Annotated in this window: 13 protein-coding genes; 12 read left to right on the top strand and 1 reads right to left on the bottom strand. The window is 64.4% G+C overall.

Features of this window, described 5'->3' with window-relative positions; all coding sequences use genetic code 11:
• The first annotated feature begins 9 nt into the window (after window positions 1–9).
• Genes ACVJ5M_RS12965 through ACVJ5M_RS12995 form a run of 7 tightly spaced genes read left to right on the top strand, consistent with a single transcriptional unit; the run spans window position 10 to window position 5587 of the window.
• A complete protein-coding gene (locus tag ACVJ5M_RS12965; RefSeq protein WP_028150401.1) occupies window positions 10–777 on the top strand; it encodes an ABC transporter ATP-binding protein in 768 nt (255 codons plus the stop codon).
• Window positions 778–780: 3 nt separating this feature from the next.
• Window positions 781–1485, top strand: coding sequence for an ABC transporter ATP-binding protein (locus tag ACVJ5M_RS12970; protein WP_085401546.1), 705 nt, complete (start codon window positions 781–783; stop codon window positions 1483–1485).
• Between the two features lie 13 nt (window positions 1486–1498).
• A complete protein-coding gene (locus ACVJ5M_RS12975; protein WP_085401547.1) occupies window positions 1499–2380 on the top strand; it encodes a branched-chain amino acid ABC transporter permease in 882 nt (293 codons plus the stop codon).
• The gene (locus tag ACVJ5M_RS12980) at window positions 2377–3396 is read left to right on the top strand and encodes a branched-chain amino acid ABC transporter permease (RefSeq protein WP_354097217.1); all 1020 of its coding nucleotides are present in this window, start codon (window positions 2377–2379) and stop codon (window positions 3394–3396) included. Before ACVJ5M_RS12975 ends, ACVJ5M_RS12980 begins: the two co-directional genes overlap by 4 nt.
• Entirely contained in the window at window positions 3356–4285 is a 930-nt protein-coding gene (locus tag ACVJ5M_RS12985; RefSeq protein WP_231143028.1) for a polyphosphate kinase 2 family protein, read from the top strand. Before ACVJ5M_RS12980 ends, ACVJ5M_RS12985 begins: the two co-directional genes overlap by 41 nt.
• On the top strand, window positions 4282–5319 hold the full coding sequence (locus tag ACVJ5M_RS12990) for a patatin-like phospholipase family protein (RefSeq protein ID WP_071910557.1): 1038 nt from the start codon (window positions 4282–4284) through the stop codon (window positions 5317–5319). The genes ACVJ5M_RS12985 and ACVJ5M_RS12990 overlap by 4 nt, the downstream gene beginning before the upstream one ends.
• A 13-nt stretch (window positions 5320–5332) precedes the next feature.
• Window positions 5333–5587: a DUF3551 domain-containing protein gene (locus tag ACVJ5M_RS12995; protein ID WP_231143026.1), complete on the top strand. Its 255-nt coding sequence runs from the start codon at window positions 5333–5335 to the stop codon at window positions 5585–5587.
• A 142-nt stretch (window positions 5588–5729) separates the two neighbouring features.
• Here the strand turns inward: ACVJ5M_RS12995 and ACVJ5M_RS13000 are convergent, their stop codons facing one another.
• The gene (locus ACVJ5M_RS13000; protein WP_085401551.1) at window positions 5730–6614 is read right to left on the bottom strand and encodes an MBL fold metallo-hydrolase; all 885 of its coding nucleotides are present in this window, start codon (window positions 6612–6614) and stop codon (window positions 5730–5732) included.
• A 723-nt stretch (window positions 6615–7337) separates the two neighbouring features.
• On the opposite strand from ACVJ5M_RS13000, the gene ACVJ5M_RS13005 reads away from it, so the two are divergent.
• The 5 genes from ACVJ5M_RS13005 to ACVJ5M_RS13025 all read left to right on the top strand — a co-directional run bounded on the left by ACVJ5M_RS13005 (window position 7338) and on the right by ACVJ5M_RS13025 (window position 15701).
• Window positions 7338–9671, top strand: a complete 2334-nt coding sequence (locus ACVJ5M_RS13005; protein ID WP_085401552.1) for a mechanosensitive ion channel domain-containing protein — start codon at window positions 7338–7340, stop codon at window positions 9669–9671.
• 99 nt (window positions 9672–9770) lie between these two features.
• A complete protein-coding gene (locus ACVJ5M_RS13010) occupies window positions 9771–10769 on the top strand; it encodes a Bug family tripartite tricarboxylate transporter substrate binding protein (RefSeq protein WP_085401553.1) in 999 nt (332 codons plus the stop codon).
• A gap of 162 nt (window positions 10770–10931) precedes the next feature.
• Window positions 10932–12584, top strand: a complete 1653-nt coding sequence (locus ACVJ5M_RS13015; RefSeq protein WP_084794999.1) for an NAD-dependent malic enzyme — start codon at window positions 10932–10934, stop codon at window positions 12582–12584.
• A gap of 208 nt (window positions 12585–12792) precedes the next feature.
• Complete coding sequence (locus ACVJ5M_RS13020) at window positions 12793–13185, top strand: BlaI/MecI/CopY family transcriptional regulator (protein ID WP_014493096.1); 393 nt, start codon at window positions 12793–12795, stop codon at window positions 13183–13185.
• Complete coding sequence (locus tag ACVJ5M_RS13025) at window positions 13182–15701, top strand: M56 family metallopeptidase (RefSeq protein ID WP_354099561.1); 2520 nt, start codon at window positions 13182–13184, stop codon at window positions 15699–15701. Before ACVJ5M_RS13020 ends, ACVJ5M_RS13025 begins: the two co-directional genes overlap by 4 nt.
• Window positions 15702–15730: the final 29 nt, after the last annotated feature.

Genomic DNA, 15730 nt, shown 5'->3' on the forward strand with positions numbered 1-15730 from the left:
AGCAGGACGGTGCTGGAAGTCAGCGGGCTGGTGAAGCGGTTTGGTGGCTTCACCGCCGTCAACAACGTGTCGTTTCGGGTCGATCAGGGCGAGATCCTCGGCCTGATCGGCCCCAACGGCTCGGGCAAGAGCACGATCTTCAACATGCTCTCCGGCACGCTGGCGCCGACATCCGGCTCGATCCTGTTCGGCGGCGCCGAGATCGCGGGCCTTGCGCCGCACCGGATCATCAACAGCGGCATCGGCCGCACCTTCCAGATTCCGCGGCCGTTCCGACGCCTGACAATCTTCGAGAATGTCGCGCTGGCCGGGTTCTACGGCCAGGGCCGCCACAGTCGTGCCAGGGCGGAGGAGGCGGCCGAGCGGTCACTTGCGATGGTGGGCTTGCCGACCGATCGCCATGCCAGCGTCGATGGACTCGGGGCGGCCGGCCTGAAGAAGCTCGAATTGGCGAAAGCGCTTGCCACCGCGCCAAAACTGTTGCTCGCCGACGAGAGCCTCGGCGGTCTCGACGAGACCGAGATGGACCAGGCGGCGGACATGCTGCGCAACATCCGTGACGAGCTCGGCATCACCATCATCTGGGTCGAGCACATCATGGGCGTGCTGATGCGCGTCGTCGACCGCGTGATGGTGCTCGACCATGGCGAGAAGATCTCGGAAGGGTTGCCGAGCGCGGTTGCCGGCGACCCGCGCGTCATCGAGGTCTATCTCGGCACCGATGCCGAGACCACGCAGGCCGCGGCGGCGGAAGCGCGCCGCCGCTCGGGAGGCTAGACGATGCTGGAGCTTCGTTCGGTCAGCGCGGGTTACGGCACATTCCAGGCGCTGTTCGACGTCAATCTCGACGTGAAGGCCGGCGAGGCCGTCGGCGTCATCGGTCCGAACGGCGCCGGCAAGACCACCCTGATGCGCGTCATCTCAGGCCTGATCCGTCCCACGCGCGGGTCGATCAGGATGGAGGGCGTCGATGTCGTGGCGACGCCGCCGCACAAGATCGTTAGCCTCGGGATCGCGCATGTGCCGGAGAACCGGCGGCTGTTTCCGCAGCTCACGGTCGACGACAATCTCAAGATGGGCGCCTTCATGAAGGAAGCGCGCGGCCACTATGCCGAGCGGCTGGATGTCGTGTTCGACCTGTTTCCGCGCCTGAAGGAACGCCGCCACCAGATGGCCGGCACCATGTCCGGCGGCGAGCAGCAGATGTGCGCGATCGGCCGCGCGCTGATGTCGAATCCAAAACTCCTGCTGCTCGACGAGCCGTCGGCGGGGCTGGCGCCGGTCGTGGTGCAGCAGGTGTTCGAGCTGGTGAAGCGGATCCGCGCCCGCGGCCTGACGGTGCTGATCGTCGAGCAGAACGTGCAGCAGGTGCTGAAAGTGGTTGATCGCGCCTATCTGATCGAGGCCGGCGCGATCCGGGCATCCGGCACCTCGGCCGAGATGCTGGCGAGTGACACGGTCAAGGAAGCGTATCTCGGGGTATGAGGTTCATGCAGGCATGCAAGCTTTTTTGGGCATTTTCGACATCTATCTGCTGGAGGCCGTGATCAACGGCATCCTGCTTGGCGGCGTGCTGGCGCTGCTCGCGCTCGGGCTCAACTTGATCTTCGGCGTCATCGACGTGACCTGGATCTGCTACGCCGAGCTCGTGATGATCGGCATGTACGCCATGTATTTCATCGTGCAGTATTACGGCCTCAGCTACTTCATCGCAGCGCCGTTCACCATTTTGCTCGTCGCGATCCTCGGCGCCGCGCTGCACTACCTCGTGATCGCGCCGCTGCTTACCGCGCCGCCGATCAACCAGCTGCTTGCGACAGGCGGGGTTCTGTTCGTGCTCCAGAGCTTTGCTACCGTCGCCTTCGGCATCGATTTCCGCAATCTCGGCATCCGCCTGCCCGTGCTCGCCTTTGGCGACATGAATTTCAGTTACGCACGTTTGCTGTCCTTTCTGGCCGCGCTGGTCGGCATGATCGCAGTGTACCTGTTCATGACGCGCACCTTCACCGGCACCGCGATCCGCGCCATCTCCCAGGACCGGCAGATCATGGCGCTGATGGGCGTCGACACGAAGAGAATGTATCTCATCACCTCCGCGCTCGGCGGCGCGCTGGCCGGGCTCGCCGCTTGCCTGCTGGTGCTGCAATATGACGTGCATCCCTTCGTCGGCCTCTCCTTCGGACCGATCACCTTCCTGATCTGCGTGCTCGGGGGACTCGGCAATTTCATCGGCGGCTTCATCGCCGCGTTTTTGTTCGCCGAGATCATATCGCTTGGCGGCCTGTTCTCCGATCTCGAATGGGGCTATGTGCTCGCCTTCGCCTTCTTCATCGTCATGATGTTCATCCGGCCCGCGGGCCTGCTTGCGAGGCGCCGATGATGGGGCAGGGCCGGCTTGTGGCGTGGGCAATCGGGCTTGCAGCATTGATCGCGCTGCCCTTCGTCTATCGCGATCCCTATCATCTGCACATCCTGGTGCTGATCCTGATCTGGTCGTTCGCCTATACGTCGTGGTCGATAATGGGGCGGTTTGGCCTGGTCTCGCTCGGCCATGGCGGCTTCATGGGGATCGGCGCCTATGTCACGGCGCTGCTCTGGAATCATCTCGGCGTGTCGCCCTGGATCGGCATTCCCGTCGGCATGGCCGCGGCCGGGGTGCTGGCGCTGATCGTCGGCTATCCCTGCTTCCGCTTCCGCATCACCGGGCACTATTTCGTGCTGGTGACGCTGGCGCTCTCCGGCATCGTGCTCCAGGTCATCACGGCCACGCGCGACTATACCGGCGGCTCGCTTGGCTATACGCCGAACCGCGCGTCGGGCAACAAGCTGCTTGCGCTGCAATTCGACGACAAGACGACCTGGTACCTGATCGCGCTTGGCGTGTGGCTGGCGGGCATTGTCGTCTGGCACTTGATCGACCGCAGCATGAGCCGCTACGCGCTGGAGGCGATCTCGGAGGACGAGGACGCCGCGGCCGCCGCCGGCGTCAACGTCACCGCGGAGAAGCTGAAGATTACGCTGATCAGCGCATTGATGACGGCGCTGGCGGGCTCGATCTACGTCCAGTACCAGATGTTCATCACGCCCGACACGGTCAGCGGCATCGCGGTGTCGCTCCAGATGGTGTTCGCGGCCATCGTCGGTGGCCTGTTCGTCTCGCTCGGGCCGACCGTCGGCGCGGTCATCACCATCCTGCTCGCAGAGACCTTACGGATCGGCTTCGGGACCAAGGCGGTGGGCTGGGACAATCTCGTCTACGGCGTGCTGCTTGTGCTCTTCATCATATTCCTTCCGAAGGGCATCCTTGGTAGCGTGCTCGACCGATTGAAGCCGCAACGCAAGGTGTCCCGCGCTCATGAGCAAGAAGCCATCCAAATCGCTCGCCCAGGAACTTGACCGCTACATCACGCCGTTCCGTTACGACGGATCGGGCAAGTTTCACCTCAAGGATTACAAGACCAACGAGAAGGGCGATCTCGACAAGGAGAAGGCGCTGGAGATTCTCGACGCCAACAAGAAGCGGATGATCGAGTTTCAGGAGAAGCTCTACGCCCAGGACCGCTGGTCGGTGCTGATCGTGCTCCAGGCCATGGACGCCGGCGGCAAGGATTCTGCGATCAAGGCGATCTTCGAGGGCATCAATCCGCAGGGCTGCGAGGTCCATGCTTTCAAGGCGCCGAGCACCAAGGAGCTCGATCACGATTTCCTCTGGCGCCACGCGATCGCGCTGCCCGAGCGCGGCCATATCGGCATCTTCAACCGCTCCCATTACGAGGAGTGCCTGGTCACGCGGGTGCATCCGGAGATTCTTGCCAAGCAGAAGCTGCCGCAAAGGCTCGTCACCAAGAACATCTGGAAGGAGCGGTTCGAGGACATCTCCGCCTTCGAGCGCCACCTCAGCCGCAACGGCACGGTGGTTCTGAAATTCTTCCTCAATCTATCCAAGGAGGAGCAGCGCGAGCGCTTCCTTGAGCGGCTCGAGGAACCGGCCAAGCAGTGGAAGTTCTCGATGGACGACATCAAGGAGCGCGCGCTGTGGCCGCGCTACCAGGCGGTCTATCAGGACATCGTCCGGCATACGGCAACGTCGCACGCGCCCTGGTATGTCGTGCCGGCCGACCACAAATGGTTCGCGCGCGTCGTGATCGGCTCGGCGATCGTCGCGGCGCTCGAAAAGCTGGACCTGCGCTTCCCCCGCGCCGACAAGGCCTCGGTGGCGGAGTTCGACGAGGTGCGCAAGGCGCTGGAGCGCGAGGGGAAGGGAGGCAGAAAGCCCGCAAAGTGACCGCCCGTGAGACCAGCAACCAGAAGAACGTCAACTTCGCGCTTCAGGGCGGCGGCGCGCACGGCGCCTTCGTCTGGGGCGTGCTGGACCACGTGCTCGAGGACGGCAGGCTCGCCATCGAGGCGATCAGCGCTACAAGCGCGGGCGCGATGAATGCGGTGGTGCTGGCCTCAGGCATGGCCATCGGCGGAGCCGAGGGGGCGCGGCAGAACCTGCATGCGTTCTGGTACGAGGTCTCGCGGATGGATCAGGTCTATGACCTGTTCTCGCCACTCAACCAGTTGATCCAGGCCCTCAAGCTGCCGCCGGAATATCACCCTGTCCATGCTTTCATCCACACGCTGACGCACACGGTGCCGCCGAACCTGCTCAACCCCCTCCACTTCAATCCGCTCCGGTCGTTGCTGCTACGCGTGGTCGATTTCGATCGGCTCAATTCATCGCCGGACGCACCGCAGCTATTTCTCAACGCCACGAATGTTCGTACCGGCAAGATCAAGGTGTTCCAGACGCCGCTGCTCAGCGCGGAGACCGTGCTCGCCTCGGCCTGTCTGCCGCCATATTTCCAGGCGGTCGAGATCGACGGCGAGCATTATTGGGATGGCGGCTATCTCGGAAATCCCGCGATCTTTCCGCTGATCTATCGAAAAGGTAGCCAAGACGTCATCATCGTGCAGGTGACCGCGATCCGGCGTGACGAACTGCCGGCGAGCGCCGCCGACGTTCTCCATCGCATCAACGAGATCAGCTTCAATTCGTCACTGATGCGTGAGATGCGCGCGATTGCCTTCGCTACCCGGCTGATCGATAATGGCGAGCTCGATCGCAACACGCACAGCCGCATGTTCATGCACTGGATTGGAAACGACCAATTGATGTCGCAGCTCGGAACGGCCACGCAGTTCCATCCCGAATGGAGCCTCTTGTGCCGCCTGCGTGACGAGGGGCGCGAGGCCGCGCGAATCTGGCTGACGCAAAACTTTGACTGGATCGGCAGCTCGTCGACGGTTGATTTGACTGAAATGTTTCTCTGATTTCGAGGTTGTCGTGTACAAGCCTGCTGTCGTCGTTTCCCTGTTCGCCGCGCTCTTGATCGCCGGTTCCGCGCGCGCCCAGACCTATGGGGGCGATGCGCCGGTCTGCCTGCACGTCTTCGGCGACTTGGAGGGCGAGCGGATGGACTGCATTTTCTCCTCGTTCGCCCAGTGCCAGGCAAGCGCGCAGGGGCGTCCGGCGACATGTCTGACGAATCCGTATTTCGCGCAGGCGCCGTCGGCGAGGACAGGGCGGCGCGTTCGCTAGCGGCGATCCCTAGGGTGGGCAAAGCAAAGCGTGCCCACCAATCTTCATCCGGCGAGAGGTGGTGAGCACGGCGCAAGAGCGCCTTTGCCCACCCTACGATCTCAGCGCGAGCGAAGCTCGTCGCGTCTGAGCAAGCCGACCCTCAATACCCGCGGCCCCACCAGTAGCAGAAGCGCTCGACATTGGCGGGAAGGGCGGTCTCGTAATTCGCCCATTTCTCGTATTTCGGCAGCTTCACTTCCTTCATCGCGGTGTCGAAGCATTTGCCGGCATCGGCGGCCTTCTTCACCTCTGCGGATAGATCTTCCATGTAGGCGATGTCGTCATCGACGTCCTTCTTGGTGCCGAAGCGGCCGCCGGCATAGGGATGGCCGGGGATCATCCGCTCCCAGTCGAGCGACGCCAGCTTCTTCAGCGAGGCGATATATTCCAACGGCGAGGCATTGTCGGGGATGTTGCGGAACTGCACGGACTCGATCGGTGCGAAATCGACGACGAAGACGATCTTCTCCTTCGGCAGCCGCATCACGAGCGAATTGTCGGAATGGTTGCGGCCGACATAGTTCAGCTCTAGCGTGGTGCCGCCGAGCGTGATGCTCTTCTTGTCGCCGATCACCTGGTCCGGCATGACGACGTCGGCGAGCAGCGAATTCTGCTTCTTCAGCTCGAGCAGACGCTCCTTGGTCCGCCGGTGCGCGATGAAGGTGGCACCGAGATCCTTGAAGGGCTGGCCACCGGCGATGTGGTCGTAATGGTGGTGGCTGTAGATGACGTATTTGATCGGCTTGTCGGTGACGGCCTTGATGGCGTCGATATAGGGTTTTGCCGGACGCAAATACGAGATCGGGTCGGTCGCGATCACGCCCTGCGGCGTCACGATGAACATCGACTGGTGACCGCCATAGCGGAAGACGTAGACGTTCTCGGTGCCGTCGACCTTTTTGGTCGAGGTCTGCGGCGGGGTCTGCGCGAAGGCTGATCCAGTCAGGAGGGCCGCGACAGCGGCGATGCAAAGTAATGCTTTCATGTCTGGCTTTCTGGAAATGGATGGAATGCGGAAGGCGAATGGACTCTCTGACACAAACGCGGCGGGAGGGAATTTATTCCCTGATCCACTGCGATCAATCTGTCGAGGTGGGAGGGAACACGTCCTCAAATGTGATACCGGCGCCATTGATCCTGCTTGACAGTTTTATGTCACGGGAGGAGCATGGTCTCGGTCGCAAACAAGCGACGCGTTGTCCACCTCAAGAGCAAGGGGAGGTCTATGACACCACCTCCGCAGATCCAGCCGCGTTAAGTGCGATGGAGCTCGTTCGGACTATCGCATAGCGGCAGAAACCGCGAACGGCACGCCGGGTAAAGGTTTAGCGGGCTGCATCAGTGAGGCAAAGCCCCTACCTACCCGGCGCTGTATTTTGCATTACACCGATCGTGTCGGATGGCCGTGATGCGGCCGCCATGACAGGCGCTTTGACATCCTGCTTTCTCCTCCTCCTCGCCGTCATTCCGGGCCGACTCCCGGAATGACGGGAGGATTTTGTTGTGCGCATCGCACATCGATTGATGTCCGGCCGCGCGGAGCCGACGGTTCCCGTTCCTGCATTGCGGCAAATGCCAAGAGAATGTCGCCTCGTTGGCCAACTTCCGACACAGCGCCGGGGCGAATAGCGTCGATACGACATGACGCAGTGCTTCGGCGGCGACAGTCCCGACTCCGCCGGCGCATGCGCTTTTCCAGGGAATCCTCGTGTCGCACAAGCTTGCCCCGGCGTTCCTCGCCGCTCTCTTCATCGCGATCTCATCTCTTTCCACCGTTCGCGCCGAGCCGCCGGCCGCCAACAGGGCTGTCGCACTGTCGCCGGAGGAAGCCAAGCGGGCGCTGGAGACGCTCCAGGACGACAAAAAACGTGCGCAGATGATCGATACGCTGCGCGTGATCGCGAATGTGCCCGGTCAGCAGCAGCCTGTGCCCGCCGCGCCGAAGCAGAAATCGCCGATCCCGCTCTCGGCCGACGGCCTTGGCGCACAGCTCCTGCTCACGGTGTCGGAAGAGATCGGCGAGATCTCGCGCGAGATCGCCGACGTGGCGCGGACGCTGACGCATTTCCCCGCCTTCTATTACTGGATCGTACGGACCGCCAACGATCCCGTCGCCTACAACCTCCTGATCGAGATCGCGTGGAAGCTCGCGCTGGTGCTCGGCTGCGCCATTGCGGCGGAGTGGGTGATCTTCCGCGCGATCCGGCGACCGGTCGCCTTCCTGGAAGGACGCGTCCCGCAAACCGCGCGCCTGCCGGCGCAGGTGCTGCCCATCGCCGATCCGCCGTCATCGGTCGCCGATGTCACGCCTGCGCCCGAACTGCACAAGCGCCGCAACAGTCTCGCACGTGTCTGGCAATTGCTGCTGCGGCTGCCCTTCGTGCTGGGGCGTCTCCTGCTCGAGCTGCTCCCCGTGTTCGTTTTCATCGGCGTCGCAACCGCATTGCTCGGCACGGAGATCGGCGATCCCGCAACCGTCCGCCTCGTGATCCTGGCCGTCGTCAATGCCTATGCCTTCTCGCGCGGGCTCATCTGCGTCGTCCGCGCGCTGGCGGGGCCGTTTGGCCTCGTTCCGGTTCGGGCAGAAACCGCGGCCTATATCGAGATCTGGGCGCGGCGCATCGTCGGCGTCGGCGTCTCCGGCATCGCCTTCGCCAATGTGGCGCTGCTGCTCGGCCTGCATCGTGCCGGCTATGCCGCGCTGCTGCGCATGGTGTTGCTGGTCGTGCATCTCTTCGTCGTCGTCATCATCCTGCAATGCCGCCGCCAGGTCGCCGAAGCCATCCGCGCGCCGGCGGAGCGGCAGGGGATCGCGGCGCGCCTGCGCAACCGCATTGCCGGCGGCTGGCACTATCTCGCCATCGCGCTCGACCTCGCGCTGTGGGCGGTGTGGGCGCTCAACATCCGCAACGGCTATTCGCTGCTACTGCAATATTTCGTCGGCACCGTCGTGGTGGCGCTGATCACGCGCGTCGCCATCATGGTGACGCTGAGCCTGATCGACCGCGGCTTCCGCATCAAGCCGGAGATCCTCCAGCGCTTTCCGGGCCTCGAGATCCGCGCCAACCGCTATCTGCCGCTGTTGCGCAAGATCGTATCCAGCGTGATCGCGTTCATCGGCTTCGTGGCCGTGCTTGAAGTCTGGGGCGTCGACGCCATCGTCTGGTTCTATGGAGGCCAGATCGGCGGCCGGCTGATTTCGGCGGTGGCGACCATCGGCATCGCCGTGCTCATTGCTGCCGCCATCTGGGAAGCCAGCAACGCGCTGCTGGACCGCCAGATCAATACGCTGTCACGCGACGGGCACTACGCCCGCGCGGCGCGCCTGCGCACCTTCCAGCCGATGCTGCGAACGGCGCTGCTCTGCCTGATCGCCACCGTCGTCGGCCTTACCGCGCTGAGCGAGATCGGCGTCAATGTCGCGCCGCTGCTGGCCGGCGCCGGCATCGTTGGCATCGCCATCGGCTTCGGCTCGCAGAAGCTGGTGCAGGATCTCATCACCGGCCTGTTCCTGCTGCTGGAGAACACGGTCCAGGTCGGCGATAACGTCAGCGTCTCCGGCCTCTCCGGCGTGGTCGAGAACGTCTCGATCCGCACCATTCGTCTGCGCGCCGGCGACGGCGCGGTGCACATCGTGCCGTTCAGCGCGGTCACGACCATCACCAATGCCAGCCGCGGCGCCGGCAATGCGTCCGTCAGCGTCAATGTCGCCTACAAGGAAGACACCGACCGCGCCGGCCAGATTCTCAAGGACATCGTCGAGGAGATGCGCCGCGAGCCGGAGTTTCGCGCGGCAATTCGCGGCGACCTCGAACTGTGGGGCATCGACAAGGTCGATGGTGCCATGGTGTCGATCGTCGGCCAGATCCGCTGCACGGAGGCCGGCCGCTGGCCGGTCCAGCGCGAATTCAACCGCCGCATGAAGCTGCGCTTCCAGCAGAACGGCATCGAGGTCGCATCCCCGGTCCAGACCATCCTGATGCAGATCGCGCCGCCGGCTGATGGCGCCGCCAATCTGGCCCCGCGGCGGGCGGCTGGTTAGCCCTCGGCATAATTTCCAGCTTGCCTCTGCCCGCCCGGCAGCGTTCACTCCGGCCCCAGCCCGCTGACAACATGCGGGCGATGAAAAAGGGTGGATGGAATGCAGGGGCTGTGGGCCGGACTACGCGGTCATGTGATCGTCATTTGCACATTGATCGGATGCGCGGCGTGGGCCGTACCGGTGGGCGCCCAGCCGTTCCCGTCGCGCCCCATCACCCTCGTGGTGCCGTTCGCGGCGGGCGGCCCGACCGACACGCTGGCGCGGATCCTGTCCGAGCGGATCGCCGCTCAGCTGCACACGACCGTCGTGGTCGAGAACGTCGCCGGTGCCTCCGGCAGCATTGCGGGCGCCCGCGTCGCGCGCGCGACGCCTGACGGCACGACGATCACCATCGGCCATTGGGGCACGCATGTGCTGAACGGCGCAATCTTCAAGCTGCCCTATGATGTGATCGCCGATTTCGAGCCGGTCGCGACGATCGCGATGGGAACGCAGCTGATCGTTGGCCGGAAGTCGCTCGAGGCCAACAATCTGAAAGAGATGATTGCGTGGCTGAAGGCCAGCCCCGGCAAGGCGACTGCTGGCACGGCTGGTGCCGGCACGGGCGCACACGTCGCGGGCGTCTTCTTCAAGGAGAAGACCGGCACCGATTTCCAGTTCGTGCCCTATCGCGGCGCCGGACCCGCCATGATCGATCTCGTTGCAGGCCAGATCGACATCATGTTCGACCAGGCCTCGAACTCGCTGCCACAATACAAGAACGGCGCGATCAAGGCGTTTGCGGTGACGTCGCCGACGCGGCTCGCCTCCGCGCCTGATATCCCGACCGTCGACGAGGCGGGCCTGCCCGGTCTCTACATCTCCTACTGGCACGGCATCTGGGCACCGAAGAACACGCCGAAGGACATCGTCACGAAGCTCAACGCGGCCATCGTCGCGGTGCTCGCCGATCCATCCGTGAAGCAGCGCTTCGGCGAATTGGGGCAGGAGATACCGCCGACCGAGCAGCAGACGCCCGCAGCGCTTGCGGCCTTCCAGAAGGCCGAGACCGAGAAATGGTGGCCGATCGTGAAGGCCGCGGACATCAAGCCCGAGTAGTCCTGCTACGTTAACCTCTTCTCGCGCGCAAATGCCGGCTTTTCGCGAAATCTCGCTGCGGTGCGAGATCACAATCGAGCCTTGAGTCTCTACGTCCTTGATCTCAGGTGAGCGCTGGCCGACAATGCTTGCCCTTCAATAAGAAACTCCCTGGGGGATTTCGTGAATAGACCTGCTCGGGTCAGCGCCCATTCGACATCATCCGACCCCGCTCACGGCATGACGCTGCTGCGCGATCCCTTGCTCAACAAGGGCACCGCCTTCACGGAAGCGGAGCGCGACGCGCTCGGCCTGCGCGGCCTGCTGCCGCCTTGCGTGCTGACGATGGAGACCCAGGTCGAGCGCGTGCTCACCAATCTGCGCACGCTGCCGACGGACCTTGAAAAATACGTCGCGCTGAATTCGCTGCATGACCGCAACGAGGCGCTGTTCTTCCGCGTCGTCGTCGACAATATCGACGAGATCCAGCCGATCATCTACACCCCGACGGTCGGGCTCGCCTGCCAGAAATACGGCCTGATCTTCCAGCGGCCGCGCGGCATGTTCATCTCATCGCGCGATCGCGGCCAGATCGCCGAGATCCTGAAGAACTGGCCTTATCCGGCCAAGCTGATCGTCGTCACCGATGGCGAGCGCATCCTCGGGCTGGGCGATCTCGGCGCCAACGGCATGGGCATCCCGGTCGGAAAGCTCTCACTCTATTCCGCCTGCGCCGGCGTGCATCCCGAGCATTGCCTGCCGATCGTGCTCGACGTCGGAACCAACAACGATGAGCTCTTGAACGATCCCTATTATCTCGGCCTGCGCGAGCGGCGGCTCACCGGCGAGGCCTATGACAGCTTCGTCGACGAGTTCATGCAGGCTGCGCGAAAGACGTTTCCGGGGGTGCTGATCCAGTTCGAGGATTTCGCCAATCACTCGGCGTTCAAGCTGCTGCACAAATATCGGGACGAGGCCTGCGTCTTCAACGATGACATCCAGGGCACCGCGGCCGTGGCGCTCGCCGGGCTGTTCTCGGCGTTGCGCGTCAATGGCGGCAAGCTCAGGGATCAGCGCATCCTGTTCCTCGGTGCAGGCGAGGCGGCAACCGGCATCGCCGATCTCGTCGTCTCCGCCATGATGGCGGAGGGGATTTCCGAGGCGGAAGCTCTCCGGCGCAACTGGCTGGTGGATTCCCGCGGCCTCGTCGTCGGCGGCCGTGACGGCCTCTCTGGCCATAAGCTGCGCTATGCCCATGCCGGCCAGGCGCCGATCGCCGATTTCCTCACCGCGATCAAGACGCTGAAGCCGACGGCGATCATCGGTGTCGCCGCGGTCGGCGGCGCCTTCACGCCCGAGGTGCTCAAGGCGATGGCCGCGCTCAACGAGCAGCCGATCGTGTTCGCGCTCTCCAACCCGACCTCGAAGGCCGAATGCTCGGCCGAGGATGCCTACCGCTATACCGAGGGCCGCGCACTGTTCGCCTGCGGCAGTCCCTATGATCCGGTGAAGCTCAACGGCCGCACCTTCGTGCCGCGCCAGGGCAACAACTCCTACATCTTCCCCGGCGTTGGCCTCGGCGTCATCGCCAGCCGTTCGCGCCTGGTGACGGACGAGATGTTCATGGCGGCCGCCCATACGCTCGCCGATTGCGTCGGCAAGGAGGACCTCGCGCAGGGCAGCCTCTATCCGGCACTCCCTCGCATTCGCGAGGTTTCGGCCCGCATCGCCGTTGCGGTGGCAGACGTCGCCTACCAGCGCGGTCTCGCCGACGGACCCGCTCCCAACGACGTGAAGGGCCTGGTCCAGTCCCAGATGTACGAGCCGCAGTACTGACTGCCTCCACATCGTCATGGCCGGGCTAAACACTTGTCCCGGCCATCCACGCTTTGCCGCGCGGGACGAAGAACGTGGATGCCCGGGACAAGCCCGGGCATGACGGCATAGCAACACCATTTCAGGTGGAATCGCCGTTGCGCGGCGCGGCCGCATATGCGACGATCTGTAGCGTTACAAGAAAACTCAATCCGCAAGGTCAGATGCCATGGACGATCGTTTGCCCGAACTGGGCGACCTCGAGCACGAGGTCATGCAATTGGTTTGGGCCCATGGTCCCGTTACGGCCGAGGTCGTGCGCGAGCGGCTGTCGCGGCGTCTGAAGGAATCCACGGTCCGCACGGTGCTGCGCCGGCTGGAAGAAAAGGGCTATGCTCGGCACACCGTGGACGGACGCACCTATGTCTACCACGCTGCGGAAGAGCGCGCGCGGGTCGCGGCCAAGGCGGTGCAGCGTATCGTCGACTGGTTCTGCAACGGCTCGATGGAGGAAGTCCTCGTCGGTATGGTGGACAATGCGATGCTCGACCAGCAGCAGCTGCGTACACTGGCCGACCAGGTGGCCAAGGCGAAGAAGGCGAGGGGAGTGAAGAAAGAATGATCGCAACTCTGGCTGAGGCGGCGCTACGCTCCTTCGTGCTGGGAGGCGTCGTCTGGTTCGGTCTCAACCTGTTTCGCGTGCGCAATCCGCACGTCCACATGACGGCGTGGGTCGTCGTGCTGCTGGCATCGCTGGCGATGCCTTTCGTGATGCACTGGCCGACGCTGACGATCACCCGGATGCCTCTGCCGGTATCCGTGCCGGATGATTTCCTGCCGGCCGACATCTCGATGCTGGAGGCCCCGCAACCCGCGCTGCCGATTCCGCCGGGCGCTGCTGTCGTGGCGCCGGCAAAAGCTGCTGTATCGATCAATTGGTGGCTGGTCGCCACCATCGTCTATGCCGGCGTCGCCGGCGCGTTGCTGCTGCGGCTGGCCATCGGTCTCTGCCTGACTTGGCGTCTGGCACGCGCGGCAAGGCCGATGAGCGGCCCGCAGCTGATCGACGCCGACGTGCGCGTCAGCCGCGAGGTCGGCGGGCCCGTCACGTTCGGCTCGACCATTCTGGTGCCGCCGCAGTTCTCCGGCTGGGATGCGAAGAAGCGCCTCGCGGTGCTCGCGCATGAGGGCGCGCACGTCGCCAATCGCGATTTCTACGTCCTGCTGCTCGCCTCGCTCAACCGTGCAGTGTTCTGGTTCAGTCCGTTCTCGTGGTGGCAGCTCGCGCGCCTTGCCGAGCTCGCCGAGATCATCAGCGACGCCGAGGCGATCGAAGTCATCGACGACCGGTGGTCCTATGCCGAAATCCTGCTCGATGTCGCAACCAGCGAAAATCCGCGGCCGGTGGAGCTCGCGATGGCGCGGGTATCGACCGTGCGCGCACGCGTTGAGCGCATCATCGCGGCCGCCGCCATGCCCGTCGCGGTCGGCTGGCGCAAGCGGCTGTGGATCGCAGCCGCGATCATTCCGGCTGTGATCGTGTCCGCCGGCATGATCGCCTATCGCACCCCGGATCCCGTGCCCGTCGCCGCGGATACCGGCGAGGTGCCGGCCCAGCATTACCGCCCCTTCGTCAATTTCTACGCCATGGGTCCTGCCTCGGTGTTCGCCATCTTCCGCGAGGGCGACGACCTCTACGGCCAGCTCACCGGACAGCGCAGGCTGCGCCTGACGGTTGGCAGTGACGGCACCGCGGCCTACGCGGCCTCGTCCGGCGAGATCACGTTCCCGCTCGATGCGGAGCGCCGCTCCTCCGAGCTGACGCTGCGCATGAACGGCCGCGATATCCGCGCGGTTCGCGTCGCCGAGATGCCGACGGCGGCCGTCGATCCCGCGTCGCTCGATCAATATGTCGGCTGGTACAGGATCGCGCCGAACCGCGTGCTCACCCTGCGGCGTGACGGCGATCGTCTCTGGTTGCGTGAGACGGGACAGGGCGCAACGCAGGTCCTCGCCGAGGGCGCTGACGCCTTCTCCTTCCGCGGCGACCATCTCTTGATATTCCTGCGCGACGAGCAGTCGAAGGTCGCACGCGTGCTGGTGCAGAGCGCAATGTTCGGCGCGCGCCTTGCGCCTCGCGTCGATGCGACGGTGGCGCAGGCGGTCGAGGCGGACTTCACGCGCCGCCTTGCCGAAGTTCCTGACAGGTTCAGGGAGCAGGTCCCGGTCGCGGGCGGCAAGGAGATGATCTTGCGCGGGATCGAAGACCTGCGCGCCGGCACGCCGAACTACGATCGCATGAGCGCACCGCTCGCGGCCAAGGTCCACCGGCAGCTCAATGAAATGCGCGAGGCGTTCCAGGCGCTCGGCGTGGTGGAGTCGATCTTCTTCCGCGGCGTCGGCCCCGGCGGCTACGACATCTATGGCGCGAAGTTCGAGAACGGCACGGCTGAATTCCGCCTGATGATCGAGCCCGACGGCAAGGCCGGCGACGTCATCTTCCGGCCCGACGGCAACGACGAGCTCGGCGGTATCCTGCCTTGCTCGGAGGAAGCGCGCGTGCGTGGCCACGCCGGCACTTCGCCGATCAGGATCATGGTCTATAACGAGATGGGCGACGACATCCAGGTCTTCAATCTCGACGCCGATGGCAATCGCAGGATGCAGAGCACCGTCAGGCCCAACGTGTCCTGGGCGTCCACGACCACCGTGAACAATCCCTGGATGATCGCCGACAAGTCGGGGCGCTGCCTCGAGGTCCTGCTGCCGGGGCGGCAGACCCGCTTCCACAATGTCGAAGCGTCGAACATCGGCGCGCGGCCGGGGCGCGCGGCGCGCCGCGCCGTTCCGATCGCCAATGGCGAGGAGATGCTGCGCCGCTATATCGAAGGCGTCGGCAAGGGACAGCCGGACTACGAGCGCATGACGTCGGAGCTGGCGGACATCACGCGCCAGCAGCTTCCGTTCGATCAGGCGATCCTGGCGCGGCTCGGTGCGTTGCGTGCGGTCTCCTTCCGCGGTGTCACGGCGCTCGACAGCGACATCTATGTCGCGCAGTTCGCCAACGGCTCGGCGGAATGGCGCATCGGCGTCAGGAATGGCACGATCACGAAGATCGCGCTCGGACCCAATTTCTAACGGTTCACATCTGCCGCAGGAGTGCCTGT

Source organism: Bradyrhizobium sp. S3.7.6 (assembly GCF_054061875.1).

Excerpts from the sequence above, each read along its gene's own strand:
- ACVJ5M_RS12970 (WP_085401546.1), top strand. The coding sequence starts at position 781 with ATGCTGGAGCTTCGTTCGGTCAGCGCGGGTTACGGCACATTCCAGGCG.
- ACVJ5M_RS13025 (WP_354099561.1), top strand. The coding sequence starts at position 13,182 with ATGATCGCAACTCTGGCTGAGGCGGCGCTACGCTCCTTCGTGCTGGGA.
- ACVJ5M_RS12975 (WP_085401547.1), top strand. The coding sequence starts at position 1,499 with ATGCAAGCTTTTTTGGGCATTTTCGACATCTATCTGCTGGAGGCCGTG.
- ACVJ5M_RS12985 (WP_231143028.1), top strand. The coding sequence starts at position 3,356 with ATGAGCAAGAAGCCATCCAAATCGCTCGCCCAGGAACTTGACCGCTAC.
- ACVJ5M_RS13010 (WP_085401553.1), top strand. The coding sequence starts at position 9,771 with ATGCAGGGGCTGTGGGCCGGACTACGCGGTCATGTGATCGTCATTTGC.
- ACVJ5M_RS13020 (WP_014493096.1), top strand. The coding sequence starts at position 12,793 with ATGGACGATCGTTTGCCCGAACTGGGCGACCTCGAGCACGAGGTCATG.
- ACVJ5M_RS12980 (WP_354097217.1), top strand. The coding sequence starts at position 2,377 with ATGATGGGGCAGGGCCGGCTTGTGGCGTGGGCAATCGGGCTTGCAGCA.
- ACVJ5M_RS13000 (WP_085401551.1), bottom strand. The coding sequence starts at position 6,614 with ATGAAAGCATTACTTTGCATCGCCGCTGTCGCGGCCCTCCTGACTGGA.